This is a genomic window from Slackia sp. CM382 (assembly GCF_000293015.1).
Lineage (GTDB): Bacteria > Actinomycetota > Coriobacteriia > Coriobacteriales > Eggerthellaceae > Slackia > Slackia exigua.
This window is the reverse complement of the sequence record NZ_ALNO01000011.1, coordinates 31,088-49,859: the sequence shown is the minus strand read 5'-3', so window position 1 is coordinate 49,859 and position 18,772 is coordinate 31,088. Positions and strand designations below refer to the sequence as shown.

Genomic DNA, 18,772 nt, shown 5'->3' with positions numbered 1-18,772 from the left:
AGAATGATGATGCGGATAAGCTCCTCTGGGGAAATCGGTTCTTTCCTGCACGACATCCGACATGAAAGTCGCCTCGTCGATGCCCTATGCATCCACATGCTTCACGTACATCATGCACTTCAGGGTAAAGGCCCCCTTGGAGCCTCCCATCGCGACATCGCGCTCTGCCGCGCGCATGAAGCCGCGGTGCTCGTAGAACTGATAGGTGCAGGCATCGTCGGTGCGCAGGAACATATCCATCCCCGCGCAGGCGCGCTCGAAGGCGGCGAGCAGCTTGGTGCCGACGCCCTTCCCTTTACAGGCGGGATCGATCGCGAAAAACACCAGTTCAACATCAGGTTCAGAACGAAGCGACGCCTTCATGGCGCGGTTCGCCGCATCGTACGCATCGTCCCGAGACGAGGAAGGCGAAAGCCTTGCCAATAGCTTGAACAGGCGCTGAAGGAAGATGAATCGTGAATCGCGATAAGGGAGCGGCCGCCCCTTGAAACATCCGAACAAAAAGCCGACGAGCCTATCATCCTGATACGCGCCGATAAGATAGTTCGAACGAGCAAGGGCCTCCCGTATGACATACTTTTCGTATATCCAGCATTCAAGCGCGTTCTCGACATAGCGGTCAAGATGCATGCCCTCCATGGCGAAGCGCGCGGCCGCTGCACGGTCGGCGATATTGAATTCCCTGATGACGATGTCCTTCGTCATGACATCGCCGTCCATGTTCTCCATCCGCCGCCTCCCTTTCGCCGAACTGTCTGACGCAATGCGACCGGTCGGATCGACCCCTCTTCGCGCACGGGAATGCCCTGCTATTAGGCTCTGACGTGCTGATGCAGTCTATCGATCCCTCTCCGCGCACGGGAATGCCTTGACGCTAACCATTCACGCTCGCTCGCTGGATCGGCCCTCTCTTCGCGCACAGGAATACCAAGATCATCTTATCCCATGCCGCCATCGAACCATTCCACCCGCAGCACGCCGTAATTCTTGACATGAACAGGGTGCGGGACAAAGCCGATGCCGTCATGTCCCTGGCTATGCCCTCAACCATACCTTCGGTCATATTCTCAAGCATTCCCTTGGGTGAACGAGCCTCTCGATCGGCTACAAGATCCGTGAGGCGCACAGCATAGCATTCCCTTGGGTGAACGGGCCTTTCTTCGTCGACCCTATGTCGGCCCCGCAGATCCAACCTAAAAAGTCGACGTTATAAAAAGACGTCGATCCACGCAAAGCGCGCGAGATCGAAAAAACCGACATCCATGCTTGAAGCGCGCGAATGCAACGCCAATAATGCCTTTCAGCATGCATTTCGGTAATGCCGAAAGGAGCGGAAATGGCCGATATTCCTCCCAGCCTCTTCGACATGCATTGTCACCTGGACTTCTGGAAGGACCCTGCACGCATTGCGCATGAAGCAGAGGCGCTCGGAATCGGAGCCTTCGCCGCAACCGTTTCCCCTGCGGCATACGAATCGGCGCGCAAGGCGCTCGCCCCGTGCAAGAACGTGCACATCGGAGCAGGCATGCATCCTTGGTGGGTAGCCGACGGGCGCGTGACGTATGAGGATGTCGAGGCATCCGCCGACCTGGCGCGCGAGACGCGTTTCGTAGGCGAGATAGGCCTCGACTTCGGGAAGAGATGCCTTGAGGGAAGCATCGCGGCCGACGACGAGACAGAGGCAGGCGGAAGGTGCCGACGCCCCGCAACCGTCGAGGAAGCGAAAGCCCTGCAGGTCGAAGCGTTCTCCCGCGTCCTTAAGATCTGCGCGACCGAAGGAGGCCGCATCCTCTCCATCCATGCGGTGAAGAGCGCTGATACGGTGCTCGATCTGCTCGAACGCATGCATGCAATCGAGTCGTGCACATGCATCCTGCATTGGTTCAGCGGATCGTCGCAGGAGCTCGCGCGCGCGATCAAGCTCGGATGCCGGTTCTCGTTCGGTACCCGATCGCTTGCGACGCGCAAAGGTCGAGAATACGTGAAAGCCGTACCGATAGCCCAGCTGCTGTTGGAAACCGACTGGCCGCCTGCCGCCGGATACGAAGGATCGGCCGACGAATGGATCGCCGACCTTCGGCGCGCCGCAGAGGGCATCGCGGCCCTGCGCGGCGAGGACGCGCTTGAGAGGATTACGGAATCGAGCCGAAGGCTGCTTGGCGTGTAGCGATCGATCGTGTATCGAAAGCTGACGTCAGGAAGTTCCGTCGGACATCGAAAGCTGGTATCAGAGGGTCCCGTCGGGCGCCTAAAGCTGGCGTCAGAGGATCTCGTCGTGTGACGAAAGCCAGTGTCAAGGGATCTCGTCGTGTGACGAAAGCCGACGTCAGAGGGTCCGTCGGGTATGCTAGAGGATTCGTCGGGCGGGTCGCCGCCTGAACCCTTCATTTCGCAAACGCACGGCAGGACATCTTCCAAAAAAATCAGAGCTTAACGAAAAAACGCGCGTACTTCGCCTCGTACTGCCAAAATATAGACGCTTAGGGGGTATAGGGAATCAAAATATGAATCGAATCTTATGAGACAGGATGATTTCAACAACTACATCTTGTGCCTATCTCAATACAAGCCTTGATATTGATCTATGCGAAAGCTTTGCCCGCACATTCGACTTGCAAAATCCCCCTAAGCACTGATTTCTTGTCAGTTGGGAGTGAATCTGTGCGCACGCATTTCGACAGTCGCGCAAAACCCCTGGATGAAATCAGAAGCGAGCCCTTGGATAGAACCGGGCAAACCCCCGGGTGGGGCCAAGCGGTACCTTATACAAAATCAAGCGAACCCCTGGACGAGTTCAAGCGGGGCTTCAGCACTCCGCGCTGAGGCTGGACTTCATGAATGCAGCCTGCATACATGCTGGACGGGACCGAGCGGGCTTCAGCGCTCCGCGCACTATCGCGAAACGATGCAGCAAATATCCAGAGCACGTCGGGATGAGTTTACGGTTCGTAACGTTTTTCCCGTCTCTGCCATCCCGCAACTACGGTAAGAGTCGAACAAGGAGTCGATATGAGCAGTTCGTTTCAATATACTCATCAAGGCCCGGCCGATCGGGTTTCAGCCGATCGGGTTTCAGCCGATCGGGTTCCGGCCGACCAAGCCCCGGCTGACTGGGTCCCGACTGGTCGGATTCCAGCCAGTCCCGATCGGATTTCAGCCAGTCAGGTCTCGGCCGACGCGTCGCCCGACATCGAAAAGCAACCCGAACCCGAGCGAAAAGGCATTTTCACCGGAATATCTCCGATCCAGATCGCAGCAACAGCTCTTGCTGCTCTGACCTCGATGTTCTTCTCATCGATCATCGGCTTTACAGGGTCGGTCATCGGCGTCGCGCTCGGCTCTATCGTGTCGACCGTATCGACGCAGGTATACAAGAACACCATCGCAAAGTCGGCCGACAAGGTTAAAGAGAAGGCGACGGGCGTCTTCGGCCCCGACGGGAAAACCGAGGTTCTACCTGGAGTCGGCCTAGCAGGAAGCGATCGGGCCGAAACCGTGGCAACCGCACGCGATCCCTATGTAAGCACCCTGCGAACCCCCGGCGTGCACGGCGCGCAGAGCGCGCAAGAGGCCTGCGACGCGCAGGGCACGAAGATCCTCCGCAGCATGCAAGACGCCTACGACGCGCAGCGTACGAGAGTCCTCTATGGTGAAAGCGGTGCAATGCCATCCTCCGACACCCTTGACTCCGCACTGCCTCCCATGGAGCGAAGCGCTGCCCGATCCCACAGCGCACGGACGGCAACCCTCCGCGCAACCAGAATAAGCCGCGCCAATCGGGCGAAAACGGAACGAGGCGTCGTGATCGTCGCTATCGCATCAGGGCTTATCGCCATCGCTCTTTCGGCTTTCATCATCTTCGCCGTGACGGAAGGCAGGGGCATCGGAGAGAAATCGAGCGTGTCCGACGCCGTCTTCGGCACTGCAAGCGACACGCCGGCAACCGAACAGTCCGATACCGGCAGCTCGAACAGCCAGTCCGACTCCAAGGAATCCGACGCGGACAAGCAATCCGCAGCGAACGACGATTCATCGTCGACGAAGACGGGAAGCAACGCCGACTCGACCGCGGATTCGAACTCGAATGCCTCGTCCAACAGCAAAAACGGATCTTCCGCAGATGCCTCGAACGGCGCAGGCGATGCCAATGCCGGATCCAACGGTTCATCCGGAACGAACGGTTCGGGCTCTTCAGGCTCCGATCAGAACGCGTCGAACGGCAACGGTTCCGGCTCGTCGTCTCCCTCGACCGACTCGAACGACTCATCGGCATCGTCGAACGAAGCCGCCTCCGGCCAAAATGCAACCGGCAACTCGAGCTCATCCCAAAGCGATACCGCCTCGAGAGCATAGAAGAGACGGGAGCCAGACGCATCGGGCTTTTTCAGATAGCGGCCGAAGCCTTCCGCCGCTATTGCCTGCATTCTAACGTGCAAAACATGGCCGATGATCTTGTGCGTCCATTGCGTGCAAATCGTCGATGCCGCCTTCGATGGCGAAGACGTCCTGCGGGCATTCGTCCACGCAGATGCCGCAGCCCAATGATCTTGCGTATCCATTGCGGGCGAATTGTCGGGCAGCGATTTTGTTTTCCGTATTCGTCTCAATGAGTTTTCAATGCACGTTGAAGGGCAGTTCGGCCCTAAAAAAACTCCCTGGGGCGGCATCGTCCTAGGGGTAGAGCTTTGCCATGAAGGCCACTTGCACGGCGATCTAAAAAAAACTCCCTGGGGCGGCATCGTCCCAGGGAGTTCCTTCTTCAACGCGGCCGTCCCCCTTTTTTAGATCGACCACGCCTCGGAAAGCTTCTGCAGCCGCGTCATGCGCGCGAAAAGACCGTCTTCCCGCGCGCGCAGCTCAGCCGGCGTTCCCTGCTCGACCACACGGCCCTCCTTCAGGACGACAACCTTGTCGGCATTCTCGACCGTGCGCATGCGATGCGCGATGACGAGCACGGTCTTGTCTGCGATCAGTCGCGAAAGCGCCTGCTGGACCTGCGTCTCGTTCTCTACGTCAAGCGACGCCGTAGCCTCGTCGAGCAGCAGGATGGGAGCGTCCTTGAGCAGCGCGCGGGCGATGGAGATGCGCTGGCGCTCGCCGCCCGAGAGCCGGGCGCCGTTCTCGCCGATGGGCGTATCGTATCCCTGAGGCAGCTGGCTCACGAAATCATCGCAGTTCGCAGCACGTGCGGCAGCCAGCACTTCTTCGTCGGTGGCGTCGCGCCGACCCAGACGGATATTCCCCATGATGCTGTCGTCGAAGAGCACGACGTCCTGGAACACCATGGAGTAATCGCCGAGCAGCACCTCGGGTTCGACGGTCTGGATATCCACGCCGCCTACCTCGATGGTGCCGGAATCGGCATCCCAGAGGCGCGCAGCCAGGCGCGCGCAGGTCGACTTTCCCGAACCTGACGGACCGACGAGCGCCGTGACCTCGCCCTCCTTCGCCGTGAACGACACGTTCTCGAGCACCGTGTCCGTATCGTATCCGAAGCTCACATCCGTGAACGCGATGTCATGGCCCGAAGGCGCGAAGGATTCCTTCCCGCCCGCGATAGGCTCGTCGTAGATGCTCTGCAGGCGCGTCGCCGACACCTCCGAGTAGAAGACCTCGGCAATGAGAGCCAGCGCCTGATCGAACGGCCCGTAGATGCGCGTCACGACCAGGAAGAACGCGAAGAGCGTCATGAACCCGATCTGTCCTGTCGCGATGAGCGAGGCGCCCACGAGCACCGTCGACGCGATGCCGAGGCGCATGATGGCCGCGGCGGCATTGATGAACATGCCCGACATGAGCTCGGTACGCACCATCTTGCGCTCGTGGTCGTCGATCATGCCGAAGAGCCCGGAAAGATAGCGCTTCTCCTGATTGGTCGCGCGGATCTCACGCGCGTTCTCGAGCATCTCCTGAAGGCCCTCGGCCACGCGCACGCCTGCGATGCGCACCTCGGACTGCTTGCTCGCAACCTTCCGGTGCGTACCGAACAGCAGGGCGAACGCCACAGGCACGCCCCAGAGCGCGGCGAGGGCCAGCCGCCAGTCGAACGCAAGAAGCCCGACGGCGACGATCGCCGTGGAAATATAGGCGCCGTAGAGATACCCGAGCACGTGCGACCAGACATGTTCGAGCGTCGCCACATCGCCCATCAGGACTTCCGTCAGATCGGCAAGCTCATGACGGCCGAAGAACGAAAGCGGGAGACGACGCAGGCGCTCGGCGATCGACAGGCGCTTCGCCTCCACCTCTCCGTAGACGCTGCTGTAGGTTGCGCCGTACTGCTTGAAGTGCGCGAAGAACGATACGGCCAGGAACGCGACGAGCCCGACGGCGTACGGGACGATGCCCGGAAGATCGCCTTCTCCCGACAGATGGTCCATGAGCTGCTTCATGAGCAGATACAGAAACATGATGCCGCCCATGTCGACCAGATTGACGACGACGGTCCAGAACGTACCGCGGCGCGCGATGGCGACGCCGGAATCGGTAAGCGCGTACGCATGCTTGAATTTTTCCCCGAACAGCATCTACGACACCTCCTTTCCGACTTTCCAGTCAATCGCGGTGCAGAAGTCCTTCCACATGCGTGCATACAGCCCGCCTGCGCGGACGAGCTCGTCATGCGTTCCCGACTCGACCGCACGCCCGCGATCGAGCACCACGATGCCGTCGGCATGGGCGACGCTCGAGAGGCGATGGGCGACCATGATGACCGTCCGGCCTTCGGCCAAACGCTCGATCGCCTTCTGGATAAGCGCTTCGTTCTCGGGATCGGCGAAGGCCGTGGCCTCGTCCAACACGACGATGGGGGAATCCTTGAGAATGGCGCGCGCCAAGGCGATCCGCTGCTGCTCGCCTCCGGACAGGTGCACGCCTTCGGATCCCACCTGGGTTTCCAGGCCTTGGGGAAGCTTCGCTACGATATCGGCGCACTGCGCCGCCTCGAGCGCTTCCTCCACCTGGGCGCGCGTGGCGCCCGGACGCGCGATGGCCACGTTGTCGAAGACGCTCATGCGGAAGAGCCGATCGTTCTGGAATGCGAAGGACACGAGGGCCATCAGCTCATGCGGATCGATGTCGCGCACGTCCACGCCGCCGACGAGCACCTGGCCCTCATCGACGTCCCAGAATCGGGGAATGAGGCTCGCGGCGGTCGTCTTCCCGCCACCCGACGGTCCGACCAGCGCGAACGTCGAAGACGCCGGAACCTTGAAGGAAATCCCGTCGATCGCCGGGGCATCGGCGCCCGCATATGAGAACCTCACATCGCGAAACTCTATCGAGAAGTCCGCCGGACGCTGCGGATGCTCTGGAACGGACATCTCAGGAGCCGCCATGACCTCCTCGATGCGCGAAAGCGAATCGCCTGCGGTGTTCAGCCCGTTCGCCGCGAACATCACGCGCGCGAGCGCCGTCGAGATGATGCCCGAAAACACCGCATAGAAAGCGAAGTCGCAGATGAATCCTGGAAGATCGGCGGCGGTAGGAGCCAGCAGGACCACCGCCGGCACCAGCAGCGCGAAGACGCCCTCGGTGACCGTGAGGTTTATGCTCTGCGGGATGCGGCAGATCTTTCCCTCGAAGTACTGGGCCTTCTCGCTGTAGGTCTCGATCGCGCGGCGGAACGCGGCGAACGAATAGACCGTCTGCTGGAATATCTTCACGACGGGAATGCCGCGCACGTATTCGGTGCCGGCCTTTCCCAGATCCTCGAGCGAGGCTTGGAATTCAGCGATCACCCGAGCGCGGTCGCCGCCCATCATGGACATCATGCAGACGACCGATACGACGGCTGCCATCAGGCACGCCAGCCCCATGCGCCAATCGAAGGCGAGAAGCAGGACGACCATGCCGACGAACAGCACGATCGTGCCCACGATGTCGGCGAGATTGTGGGCGAGCATCGTCTCGGTCGCGGCAGCCGATCCGTCGATGCGGCGGCGCAGCGATCCCGATGCATGCGTATCGAAATACCCGAGACTCGTCTTCATCAGGTGCTCGGCGCATTGCTTGCGCATATTGGACGCGGTCCTGAACGCTGCGAGATGCGTACACATGAGCCCGAGGAAATACACGACCAGGCCGCCTATGGCGAAACCGAACGCGATCCAGCCGTACTGGACGACGTTCGTCGCGGCCGCCCAGTCAGGCGCCGCCTGAATCAAATCCCGAGCCGCAAGCCAAATGGCGACATAGGGAACCATGCTCGCCACCATGGATGCGCCGGAGAGCGCGCACCCGAGGAACGTAAGGCGCTTATGAGGTCCGGCGAAGGCGAGCAGCCTGGTCAGAACCCCCTTCTGCGCTTCCTTTCCTTTCGACATGCTGTTCCTTCCTTCCACATGCGGGTCCTATTTTGTTAAAGTAGTCTAACTATTGGAAGAAGATGCGCGCCGCCTCATTCTGCAAGACGAACGATTGGCAACGCATTCCGTACGAAACAGTGCAGACCTAGTGAGGAGGCTCTATGCCTCGCGCCGTCGAAAACGATCTCGAACGAGCGCTTTCAGCGCTGGATCCGCGCGTGCGCAGCGTCTTCGCCACGCAGCTCATGCAGTTCGGAGCCTCTCCGGCTCCCATCGCCTATGGATCGCTCATGCGCATCGATTCGATGCTCGCGCGCGGATGGATGTGGTCGAGCCCCATCGAGGACGATTGCGCCATCGTCATGCTGTGCGTCAAGATGAACGCCCCGACCATCCTCGAGGAAAAACCGGAGACCCCCTACGCGATGCTGTCCCTTGTATCGGCCGCGGACATGAAGGCGCTGCGCCGAACCGCATCCGAAACGCCGGACCGGTCGCCCTGGGACCATGCGGCTCTCGAAATGAACGCCCCGTTCTCACCTGGGCTCGAAAACCACGTCATGGCAGCCACCATGCATCCGGGATCGTATGCATTCCTCTTGGAAACCGACCAGGTATACCGAGCCGCCAACGTGATCCTGTTCGAGCCGTTCCTGGACCGCAATCCCGAAGCCGCCGCAGCTTTCGAAGAAACGAACGCCCCGATTTCGCTCGACGAATCGCTCGAACTCCGGGAGATCCTGCGCTCCCTGTCCATGCGGCACGCCTCCAAGCCGGGAGCATCGCTGTTCTATTCAGGGAAGATGCGCGAAGCCATCGGGAGCTTCGCGGCGTACCGACACGACGAGGCCATGCGTCGCCAGGCCGCAGGCCGCCATGCCGACGAGGATATCGTGGGCGCCGCGAAGACCGTTCTCTCCGAAACCATCGATGAGCCTCTCACCATTTCCGAGCTTGCAGGACGGCTCTATGTAGGACGCACGTACCTGTGCGAGACCTTCAAACGCGTGACGGGAGAAAGCATCGGGGCATACGGCATCCGTCTTCGCATAAGAAAAGCGGAGGAGCTGCTCGCGTTTTCCGAAGAGACGATCGACGACGTGGCGCGGCAGGTCGGATTCAAGCACCGCAGCGGCCTGTGCGCGGCGTTTCGCCGGGAAACCGGCATGACGCCCTCCGCGTGGCGCCGAAACCGCACATGAGCTTCCGGCCGAGAAGCGCCCTGGCCAGGGGCAATGGCCCCGGATCGCACGACCGGCGCGAGGCTGCAGGCCGCAATCGGAACGCAATCCTTAGCGCCTCATGAGTTCGTCTTTGGAAATCCTCCTCAGCTCGCGCGGCCGGATTCCATCTCTATAACGGTATCGGCGAAGGCGAGCGTGGATGCGCGATGCGATACGAGCACGATGGTCCTTTCACCCGCCTGGTCGCGCAGCGATTTCAGAATCACGCCCTCGTTAAGCGCATCGAGGTTGCTCGTCGGCTCGTCCAGCAGCATGAGCGGCGCGTCGTGCAAGAACGCACGTGCGATGCCGATGCGCTGACGCTCCCCTCCCGAAAGCGTATCGCCCAGCTCGCCGACGTTCGTGTCGTAACCGTCCGGCAACGTCTCGATGAAGTCATGGATTGAAGCCGCCTTCGCCGCAGCGACGATGTCCTCGCGCGATGCGCCGGGACGCCCGACCTCGATATTGCGGGCGATCGTGTCGTGGAACAGCCAGGTCTCCTGCGTCACGTACGACTCGCAGCTGCGCAAATCGGTCGTGTTCACATGGCGCAGATCGCGCGCAGGGCCTGAGGCCTGACGTACGGACAGCGACCCGCCGGTCACGTCCCAGAAACGCATCATGAGCTTGAGCAGCGTCGACTTCCCGCTGCCGCTCTGGCCGTGGATGCCCACGACCGCGCCTTTCGGGATGTCGAACGACATGCCCGAAAGGATCTCGTCGTCGGCGTACGCGAAGGACACATCGTCGGCAACCATCCCATGAAACGAGGCAGGCTGTTCCCCTTCGATATCTTCCACCTGGGGTTTCTCATCAAGCAATGCCAACACGCGTTCGCCGGCGGCAAGCGTCTGGTTCAAGTTGTTCGAAAGGCTCGCAAGAGCCACCACCGGACCGAACGAACCCATGACGGCGACCGTCGAGACGATCATGGCCGTGAACCCTATGGACCCTATGCCGAACTGGAAGACGGAGACGGCAAGCGCCAGAACCGAGAAGAGCTGGATGGCGGCGTTGGTCATCGAGCGCTGCGATGCCTCTATGCCGGCAAGCCCCTCCTGCAGCCGTCCCAGCGCGCGCGAGCGCTCGTCGATGGCACGGCCGCGCACGGCGCCCTGCCCGTACTGGATCGTTTCGTCCAGGCCGTGCAACGACTCGAGGATGAAACCGTTCATCCGGGCGAACGATTCGCGGAACGCGAAGCCGACCTGCGCGCCGCGACGGCCGTGCGCGATCGGGATAAGAACGCCCACCACCGTGTAGCCTGCAAGGGCGACCAGCGAGACGGCCGCGCTCTGCGTCGAGATGAACGCCGCCATGCAGGCGGAGACGATGACGGCGATCGCGATGGGCGATATCGTATGGGCGTAAAAGACCTCGAGCAGCTCGATGTCGGAGGTGATGAGCGAAACGAGATCGCCCTTGTCGCGTCCCTCGAGCTTCGCGGGGCAGAGCGTCCGCAGCACGGCGAAGACGCGGTGGCGGACGATGGCGAGCAGGCGGAATGCGATGAAGTGGTTGCAATATTGCTCGCCGTAGTGCAGAAGCCCGCGCGCCACCGCCATGACGGCGAGGGCGACGAAGAGCACCGGGATGCCGACGGGTCCTGCGACGGGCATATCGACCAGAGCCTCGGAGGGAAAAGACGCCCCCGCAAAAGCGCCTTCGAGACCGGCCGAGATGCCGAAGGCGGCCAGAATCGTGATGAAGATGGCGCACAGGTAGCCGACCGATCCCAGGAGAATGGCCAGCACCATGATGGGCACCAACGGCTTGACCAGGACGATGAGACGACCCATGATGGCCGCGCCCGAGCGGCGCGCGGACGTTGCGTTCATGTCCTTCATGCCACGACCTCCTGCGTCGAGAATCGTTCGAGCGCCATCTGCTGATCGAACAGCGCGCGGAAGGCCCCGTCGGCGGCCATGAGCTCCTCGTACGTGCCGGACTCGCGGATCACGCCGCCCTCCAGCAGGCAGATGCGGTCGGAAGCGACCACATTGGCCAGGCGGTGCGAGATCAGCACCACCGTCTTGCCGTGCTCGCGCGTCAGTCGATGCACGACACGCATGACGGCCTCTTCGCTTTCGACATCGATATTCGACGTGGCCTCGTCGAGGATGTATGCGGGCGAATCATGCATGAGCGCACGGGCGAAGGCCAGACGCTGCCGTTGCCCGCCCGAGAGGTTGCTTCCCTGTTCCTCGAGCTCGAAAGACAGGCCTCCTTGCATCCGCACGAAATCGGCGAGCCGCGTCTCCTCGAGCACGCCCCACAGACGCCCGTCCGTGGCATCGGGTGCGGCCATGCGCAGGTTCTCGGCGATCGTGCCCTTGAATACATAGCTGTTGTGAGGAAGCGTGGTGATGGCACGCATCAGGCTTTCTTCCGATGCGTCGGAAAGCTCCACGCCTCCGACCTGCACGCTTCCTTCGTACCCTTCGTTGCGCCCCATCAAAACGCCTGCGATCGTGGATTTGCCGCAGCCCGACGCGCCCACGAGAGAGACGAAGCTGCCCTGGGGAACATCCAAGTCCACGCCCCGCAGCACCTCGTGGCCCTCTGCATACGAGAAGCGGAGGCCGCGCAGGACGATGTCGATGCCGTCGCACGGCACCTCGATATCGCCTTTCTTCCCTTCAGGCGCATCGATCAGGGCGAAGATGCGGTCGCTCGCCGCCATGCCGTTCATCGCGATATGGAAGAACGATCCCAGAACGCGCATGGGAATGAAGAACTCGGAGGCCAGAAGGACGATCATGACGACGCCGAACAATCCGACGTTTCCTGCGTAGAACTGCGTGAGCGCCGTGATGATGCCGACGGCGGCCCCGCCGTACGCGACGATGTCCATGACCGTCGTCGAATTCAGCTGCATCGTGAGCACCTTCATCGTGATGCGGCGGAAATGCTCGGCATCGGCGTCCATCCGGCGTGCGTGCTCGCCGTCGGCTCGATAGATCTTGAGCGTGGTCATGCCCTGCAGATTCTCAAGGAACGAATCGCCCAGCCCGGCATAGGCATCCCAATAATGCGAAAGCAGGCGGCGCGCGACGGTCTGGACCGCGGCGATGCTTGCCGGAATGAGAGGAACGCACAGGAGCAAGACCAGCGCAGACGGCAGGTTCACGAACGAAAGCGCGCCGAAAAGCGTGAGCGGCGCGAGCATGGCGTAGAAGAACTGCGGAAGGTAGCGCCCGAAATAGGTTTCGAGCTGTTCGACGCCCTCGCCCGCCATCTGCACGACCTCGGAGGTCGCCACGCTCTGTCGGTACGAGGCGCCCAGACGCAGCAGCTTGTCGTAGATGCGCCCGCGCAGGATGCGTTTGACGTCCACGCTCGCCGCAAACGACGCCTTCGCCGCCTTGCGGTCGCAGACGAAGCGCAGGGCGGCCCCCGCGACGATGCCGGCAAGCCACGCCGCATCCACCGTCGCAAGGTCGCCGCTCGCGGCGTGCGATACGAGAGCGGCCACGCACAGCACGATGGCGATCTGGCAAAGGAGCGAAATCCACTGCCAGACGACCTGATATACGATGTATTTCCGCGCGTGGGCGAGCAGCCTCACGAGCCGTACCTTTATCATGAACGCACATCCTATCGCAGCAAGCGCGAACCTCGACCGGCTGCGAGACGCACGCGTGCCGATCGTTGTTCACCCCAGGAAACTCATACCGATAGTAGCCCGAATGCGCGTCGCGCGCCACAAGCCTTCGGGCGTCGGTACCATTGCTATCGGCAGCAGCCCGCACGTTCGTCGGGCGGCATCGGCAGCAGCCCGCACGCTCGTCGGGCGGCATCGGACGGTTCATATTCTCCTGTTTGCAGACGTATCGGGACACGCGCTGCCGGGAACGTTCCGGCGCGCCATCCATGCAGGTCGTCCAAGAGCCGACATGCATGGCGCATATGCCGTTGAACGCGACGGACGCCCTTTTCTGCAGGCCGATTCATCCGAAATATGCCTCGACGACGCATGCGATGCGCGCACGTTGCGCGATAATGCAACCTGTCCGATACGAGCGATACGAGCGCGCAGGAGACGACCATGGCGAAGAAGAATCGTACGAAGCAGGAACCCATCCAGCAGATCGGCGCATGGGAGCATGCCCTGCCCTATCTCGACGGCACCTATTGGATCCGCTCGTTCGCCGTCATCTTCCTCATCGGGCTCATCGTGCAGGGGGCGGCGGAAACATCCGATTCCCTATCCCTCTCCGTCATCGGATGGGCGCTCATCTTCGGCGGCGCCTCCATTTTCGGCGCGAAGATCCTGCTCGTTACGGCCGGGAAGATCATCCGGTGGTTCGGACGCAAGATCGGAGGCGGCGTCTGCGGCCCGCGCGCCGAAGCGGCGACCAGCATCTGCGACCGGCTGAATCCGACCTGGGCATTCGTCATCTTCGTCTTCATCGGCGGCATCCACGGCTTCAACGCGCTTTGATTCGCCGGCGCATAGGCCGAACTGTCGGGGAAATGAAGAAACCCGGCCCACCGGCCAAGACGGTAATAGAAGGGCCTCCGCTCGACACGTTCGAACGGAGGCCCTTCTTGCGGCCCGGACGCGCGGAGGGGTGTGCGCCCGGACCCGATATGCCGCGCGTCGATTACGCGGTCGCGAGGAATTTCCCGACGGACTTGCCGCATTCGCGCCCGAGCGTGATGGCCATGGCGAGCGACATGCCCGGAATCGGGGTGATGTATTCGTAGCCGAAGCGGCGCCCGCAGTCGTTGCCCGACACGTAGAGACCGGGAATCGGGTCGTAGTTCGCATCGACCGCATTCTGGTCGCCGTCGGTCAGGATGCCTCCGCAGGTGACCATCGTCTCGCCCAGCGCAGGATCGAAGGTGCAGGCGTAGAACGGGGCGGTATCGACCGGGAAGAGCACGGCGGCATCGCGTCCGAACTCCTGATCGGCGCCTTCTTTGCAATAGGAGTTGTAATCCTCGATGCTCTTCAGGAAGGTCTGCAGGGCATCGCCCTCGAAGCCGAGCTGGCGGCCCAGGCCCTCGAGCGTGTCGTCGGCGATGTATTCGACCTCGACCATCGGACCCATCTGCTTCTTCTCTTCCCCGCCCGCAGGCTCTTCGTACGTGCCCTTGAACTTCGCATAGGCCTTGTCGAGCGATGCCTGCAGGTTGGCGATGTTCTCGTCGGTGGCGTTGAAGCCCGCATGCTGGGGGATCGTGTACTGGCGGTACTCGGGGAAGTTGGCGTCGAGGACGGCGAACTTGGTCTTGCGCGTCTTGTACACGGTCTGCAGGCCGCGCTGCTCGGCGGTCGGATAGAACTCGTTGCAGAAGCGCTTGCCCCGCTCATCGAGCCAGACAGCCTGCGGCAGGCAGTTCATCTTGCCGGGAACGGACAGCCCCTTCATGTTCATGCCCGGGATGGGGCACGTCTCGAGATGCGCGCCGGCCCAGTAGGCCATCTGCACGCCGCGGCCGTTGTTGGGCGACATGGACGAGAGGCTTTCCCCCTCGACGAGCGCATGGTACATATCGGGCATGAGATCGTTCATCATCTCGACGTTGCCGCCGAAACCGCCGCACGCGATGACGACCGCCTTGCAGGCGAACTTGATGTTGCCGCTCTCGTTGGAAGCCACCAGTCCGGCGACTTTGCCGTCCTTCATGATCACGTACTGCGCCTCGGTCGCGAAAAGGAACTCGGCGCCCGCGGCCTTGGCCGCCTCGCGGTTGTAGCCATGGATCTTCGTCTGGTTGCAATCGCCGTAGAAGCTGCAGACGGACGGCCAGAACTTGATGGCGCCCAGATGATCGAGCTGATGCTCGGTCTGAGGGAAGAACGCCGTGGTCATCGTCGCGAAATCATCATCGCTCAGGCCTTCGAGATACCAATCGGAATTCGCGCCGGAGTTCTGGCAGAACTTCATCACGAGCTCTTGGTTGGGATAGTTCCCGGTGATGGTCATATAGTTCTGATAGAACTCGACCGGATCGATATGGGGCACGCCGCGCTCCTGAAGGATGCTGGCGTTCAGCGAGGCGAATTCGTTGCCGACCGCAGCATAGCCCTCCTCTGTCTGCTTCTCCACGAGGTAGACCTTCTTGCCTTCCTCGGCGAGCTCGCGACAGGCGGTGATGCCTGCGAAACCGTGGCCGCAGACGACGACGTCGCAATCGATTTCCTGCGCGAAGTCGGAAACCTCTTCAGGGGCGACGCGCCATGACTGGTTGGGAAGCTCGGCTGCGGTCGTTGAAGACGAGCCGTCCGCGCCGATCCCCGATGCGCTCGGAGCGCATCCGCCCAGTGCCGCCGCAGCCGCGCCGCCGGCGCCCATGATGCCGAGGCCCTTCAAGAAATTCCTACGAGTCAGTTCGGACATTGCGATTCCCTTCCCTCTTTCCTTTGCGCCGCCGACCCATCCGATTCGTCCGACCTATGCGGACGAGCGCCCTCCGTAAGCGCGGGCGACGGTCATGCGAGCGCCGATGAAACGAGCTCCGCAGGTCTGCGTGTCTGCATGTCCGCGGGTTCGCATGCCCGCGAGTCTGCGAGGTCTGCGGATCCGTAGACCCGCGTGTTGCAGAACCGCGGGTTCTCATGCCCACAGGTTCGCTTGCCACAGGTCTGCATGCCCATATGATGCAGGCAAGCGTCTTAGCGTTGCTTGCAGGTGCGTTGGCATTGCTCGCAGGTTCATCGACGTTGCCGGCAATGCTAGACGGCTGCTTGCCGCCTGCACATCGCGGAAACTATGCATTTAGCTATGAACTGGCCTTTCAGGCATCAAGGAAATTAGGTATCTTGGACGGCGGCGCGATGCGAATCCCCTAAGATACGAGATGCGATGCTGGGAAACCCCTATGATGCGAGCCCCTTGGAACGCAGCATGCGAATCCCGGGGCCGCGCAAGACGCATCTCAAAGGTCGCCGGTTTGCCGAGGAGCTTTCCCCGCGCGGCCCCGAGCGTACCGTTCTGGTGCTCACGAGCCAGCTTGAGAACGACGCAGCAAGACCGATGCCGCATGATCCTTATCCCGAAAGAAGGAGCGCATGGAAGAGCACCCAGGAAACCCTGACGCATACGCCATGCGTCTGCTCGCGTTCATCGCATTCTTCGCAACGATTCCCCTGTATTCTCCCAACGTCGTCCCCTTCAATGGTATCGCCATAGCCGACGGTATCGTGAAGGCGTTCGTGGAGCCTCTGATGGCAGGTGCTATCTTCGCCTCCGCCATACTGTTCCTCGCAACGCTGAAAACAGGCGGGTTCGGCGGACAGATGCTGCCTGGCAAAACGATGTTCCGTGGCACCCTGCCCTTCGGTGCCTTGTCCTCCGGCGCCCGATTCTCCAACGTCCTGTCCGCCGGTGCCCGGCCTTCCAGCACCTCGCCTTCCGGTGCGCCGTCCTCAAACGTCCTGCCCTCTGGCGCACGGCCTTCCGGCGCCTTGCCCTCCAGCATCCTGCCTTCCGGGACTCTATCCTCCGAAGTCCTGCCCTGGATCGCGTGCGCCCTCTATGCGACATCGATGCTTACGTTCTACCTGTCGTGCGCGGGAGTCTTCCCCTTCGCGCCGATGGCGGTCGGCGCTTCGGGCACCTTGGCGGGAATATGTATCATTCCCTTGTTCATCATATGGGCGAAGTCGTTTTCGGGAGAAGGGCCCCGACGGCTGCTCCTAACGCTCTGCCTGACCGTAGGCACGACGGCAGTTACGAACTGGCTGTTCACGTACCTTCCCGCTACACCTCTCGTGGCAGTGTGCTCACTGCTCGTGCTCGCCGGTTCGTTCTGGCCTCTTCTGACTTCCTTGCTTGACCGCAAGCATGCACAAGGCTCGATTGCGACCGAAGACTCCATAAGCGCCGCGGCGGCCGTCCGAGCGACGAAATTCGACGCGGAGAACGCTATTGCCATCGACGCAACCTCTCCTGACAAGAAGGGTGCCATCAGCGCGACTTCCCCTGATGCCTCCCGCATCGAAGAGGCTGTCCATCTCACGGACCGGGAGGGCGAAGCGCAAGCCCGCGCGAACGCATCGGAGCGCGGCGATGCGAACCCATCGGATGCATCTCGCTTCGAGCTAGGCACTCGACCGGCGAAAGCGAATTCCTTCGCGAACGTTTCGGAGGAGGCTCCCTTCGATTCCAAGGGCATGATGCGCCGGTTCGCATCGGTCCTGATGCCGGCCATCGTCGGGCTGGCGATGTTCGCATACTTCATGGGGGTCTCGCACGCCATGCTCTTCGACGCGATCAGCGCGGAATCCGTCGGCGGCGCGCTTGGGGCGCTCATCGTCGCTGTATTCTGCCTGCGCCCCTCCGACGGACCGCTTCTGCATACGCTCTATCAGGTGCTGCTTCCCATCGCATCACTCGCCACCGTAGTCTTCATCACGTTGCCCGAACACTGGGCCTTCATGCCCGAAGCGTTTTCCGCCGTCACCTACACGTTCTTCTGCATTGCCGCACTGCTTGCCCTGGGCTTGGGGCTTGCAGGATCGAATGCAGGAGAGTTCCCGACGTCGCTCGTGGTATCGGGTCTCACGCTTGCATTTGCACTCGCAAGCGCGGCGGGATTGGCGAGCGGTTCCGCCTCGTCACCCTCCGAGACCTGGTTCATCCCCACATCCATCATCGCTGTATATGCGGCCTACCTCATACTTCCGCCCATCATCGGAAACGCGCGTCTCATTGATTCGTCGCGAGAAGGATGTGAGCTCGGAAGTCTTGAGGGCGGTTTCGAGAACGTCGCCGTTGCGGACGATCAAGACGGAATGTCCGCCGCTGCGGAGCACGCGGCGCCTGCGATGGACGATACGTTCTTCAAGCAGAAGGCGGAAGAAATCGGCGATGCATTCCGCCTTTCCCCGCGAGAGCGCGAGATCCTCGGCTACATAGGACGGGGACACTCGTCGGTCTATATCGCAAAGACCCTGGTCATATCGGAAAATACCGTCTACACGCATGTGAGGAACATCTATCGGAAAACCGGAGCGGACTCGCGCGAGGAACTCTTGGAGATGTTCATTCCCTCGCGGTAGCGACGAGGTTTTTACCCTTGTTCTCGTTCTCGATCCCGTTCTCGGCCTCGGCACCGACAAGATTTCACCCTCGCTCTCGGCGCGGCTCTTTCCTTTGCAGAAACGGTGAGATCTTTTGACCTGCTCTTCTTTTTTCGTTCGTCCTTCTTCTCCTTTTCTCCTTTCTTTTTCACGATAGCGGCATAACACTTCATCCTCGCGACGACGGCATAGCGTTCCGTCCGGTG

The 18,772-nt window shown here is 61.5% G+C and carries 11 protein-coding genes; 5 read left to right on the top strand and 6 right to left on the bottom strand.

What is annotated here, in order from left to right:
- Nucleotides 1-84: 84 nt before the first annotated feature.
- Entirely contained in the window at nt 85-729 is a 645-nt protein-coding gene (locus HMPREF1155_RS04510; protein ID WP_009077871.1) for a GNAT family N-acetyltransferase, read from the bottom strand.
- A 607-nt stretch (nt 730-1,336) separates the two neighbouring features.
- On the opposite strand from HMPREF1155_RS04510, the gene HMPREF1155_RS04500 reads away from it, so the two are divergent.
- Entirely contained in the window at nt 1,337-2,167 is an 831-nt protein-coding gene (locus HMPREF1155_RS04500; protein ID WP_009077990.1) for a TatD family hydrolase, read from the top strand.
- A gap of 842 nt (nt 2,168-3,009) precedes the next feature.
- The gene (locus HMPREF1155_RS04495; protein WP_009077807.1) at nt 3,010-4,353 is read left to right on the top strand and encodes a hypothetical protein; all 1,344 of its coding nucleotides are present in this window, start codon (nt 3,010-3,012) and stop codon (nt 4,351-4,353) included.
- A gap of 428 nt (nt 4,354-4,781) precedes the next feature.
- Here HMPREF1155_RS04495 and HMPREF1155_RS04490 read toward each other — a convergent pair whose 3' ends face one another.
- Together HMPREF1155_RS04490 and HMPREF1155_RS04485 are read right to left on the bottom strand one after the other, a co-directional pair.
- Nucleotides 4,782-6,527, bottom strand: coding sequence for an ABC transporter ATP-binding protein (locus HMPREF1155_RS04490; RefSeq protein WP_009077840.1), 1,746 nt, complete (start codon nt 6,525-6,527; stop codon nt 4,782-4,784).
- Nucleotides 6,528-8,324 carry an ABC transporter ATP-binding protein gene (locus tag HMPREF1155_RS04485; RefSeq protein ID WP_009077975.1) on the bottom strand — a complete coding sequence of 599 codons (1,797 nt, stop codon included), beginning with the start codon at nt 8,322-8,324 and terminating at the stop codon, nt 6,528-6,530.
- A 143-nt stretch (nt 8,325-8,467) separates the two neighbouring features.
- On the opposite strand from HMPREF1155_RS04485, the gene HMPREF1155_RS04480 reads away from it, so the two are divergent.
- Nucleotides 8,468-9,508: a helix-turn-helix transcriptional regulator gene (locus tag HMPREF1155_RS04480; protein WP_009077992.1), complete on the top strand. Its 1,041-nt coding sequence runs from the start codon at nt 8,468-8,470 to the stop codon at nt 9,506-9,508.
- A 125-nt stretch (nt 9,509-9,633) separates the two neighbouring features.
- Here HMPREF1155_RS04480 and HMPREF1155_RS04475 read toward each other — a convergent pair whose 3' ends face one another.
- Both HMPREF1155_RS04475 and HMPREF1155_RS04470 read right to left on the bottom strand, forming a co-directional pair.
- Nucleotides 9,634-11,379, bottom strand: coding sequence for an amino acid ABC transporter ATP-binding/permease protein (locus HMPREF1155_RS04475; protein WP_009078029.1), 1,746 nt, complete (start codon nt 11,377-11,379; stop codon nt 9,634-9,636).
- Complete coding sequence (locus HMPREF1155_RS04470) at nt 11,376-13,118, bottom strand: ABC transporter ATP-binding protein/permease (protein WP_039993374.1); 1,743 nt, start codon at nt 13,116-13,118, stop codon at nt 11,376-11,378. The genes HMPREF1155_RS04475 and HMPREF1155_RS04470 overlap by 4 nt, the downstream gene beginning before the upstream one ends.
- 462 nt (nt 13,119-13,580) lie before the next feature.
- Here HMPREF1155_RS04470 and HMPREF1155_RS04465 point away from each other — a divergent pair, with 462 nt between their 5' ends.
- The gene (locus HMPREF1155_RS04465; RefSeq protein WP_009077977.1) at nt 13,581-13,976 is read left to right on the top strand and encodes a hypothetical protein; all 396 of its coding nucleotides are present in this window, start codon (nt 13,581-13,583) and stop codon (nt 13,974-13,976) included.
- Nucleotides 13,977-14,139: 163 nt separating this feature from the next.
- Here the strand turns inward: HMPREF1155_RS04465 and HMPREF1155_RS04460 are convergent, their stop codons facing one another.
- The gene (locus HMPREF1155_RS04460; protein WP_009078043.1) at nt 14,140-15,882 is read right to left on the bottom strand and encodes an FAD-binding protein; all 1,743 of its coding nucleotides are present in this window, start codon (nt 15,880-15,882) and stop codon (nt 14,140-14,142) included.
- Between the two features lie 671 nt (nt 15,883-16,553).
- Here HMPREF1155_RS04460 and HMPREF1155_RS04455 point away from each other — a divergent pair.
- Nucleotides 16,554-18,545 (top strand): helix-turn-helix transcriptional regulator, encoded by a 1,992-nt coding sequence (locus HMPREF1155_RS04455; protein WP_009077934.1) that lies wholly within the window; start codon nt 16,554-16,556, stop codon nt 18,543-18,545.
- Nucleotides 18,546-18,772: the final 227 nt, after the last annotated feature.

Excerpts from the sequence above, each read along its gene's own strand:
- HMPREF1155_RS04460 (WP_009078043.1), bottom strand. The coding sequence starts at position 15,882 with ATGTCCGAACTGACTCGTAGGAATTTCTTGAAGGGCCTCGGCATCATG.
- HMPREF1155_RS04455 (WP_009077934.1), top strand. The coding sequence starts at position 16,554 with ATGGAAGAGCACCCAGGAAACCCTGACGCATACGCCATGCGTCTGCTC.
- HMPREF1155_RS04475 (WP_009078029.1), bottom strand. The coding sequence starts at position 11,379 with ATGAAGGACATGAACGCAACGTCCGCGCGCCGCTCGGGCGCGGCCATC.
- HMPREF1155_RS04500 (WP_009077990.1), top strand. The coding sequence starts at position 1,337 with ATGGCCGATATTCCTCCCAGCCTCTTCGACATGCATTGTCACCTGGAC.
- HMPREF1155_RS04485 (WP_009077975.1), bottom strand. The coding sequence starts at position 8,324 with ATGTCGAAAGGAAAGGAAGCGCAGAAGGGGGTTCTGACCAGGCTGCTC.
- HMPREF1155_RS04470 (WP_039993374.1), bottom strand. The coding sequence starts at position 13,118 with ATGATAAAGGTACGGCTCGTGAGGCTGCTCGCCCACGCGCGGAAATAC.
- HMPREF1155_RS04510 (WP_009077871.1), bottom strand. The coding sequence starts at position 729 with ATGGAGAACATGGACGGCGATGTCATGACGAAGGACATCGTCATCAGG.
- HMPREF1155_RS04465 (WP_009077977.1), top strand. The coding sequence starts at position 13,581 with ATGGCGAAGAAGAATCGTACGAAGCAGGAACCCATCCAGCAGATCGGC.
- HMPREF1155_RS04495 (WP_009077807.1), top strand. The coding sequence starts at position 3,010 with ATGAGCAGTTCGTTTCAATATACTCATCAAGGCCCGGCCGATCGGGTT.
- HMPREF1155_RS04490 (WP_009077840.1), bottom strand. The coding sequence starts at position 6,527 with ATGCTGTTCGGGGAAAAATTCAAGCATGCGTACGCGCTTACCGATTCC.
- HMPREF1155_RS04480 (WP_009077992.1), top strand. The coding sequence starts at position 8,468 with ATGCCTCGCGCCGTCGAAAACGATCTCGAACGAGCGCTTTCAGCGCTG.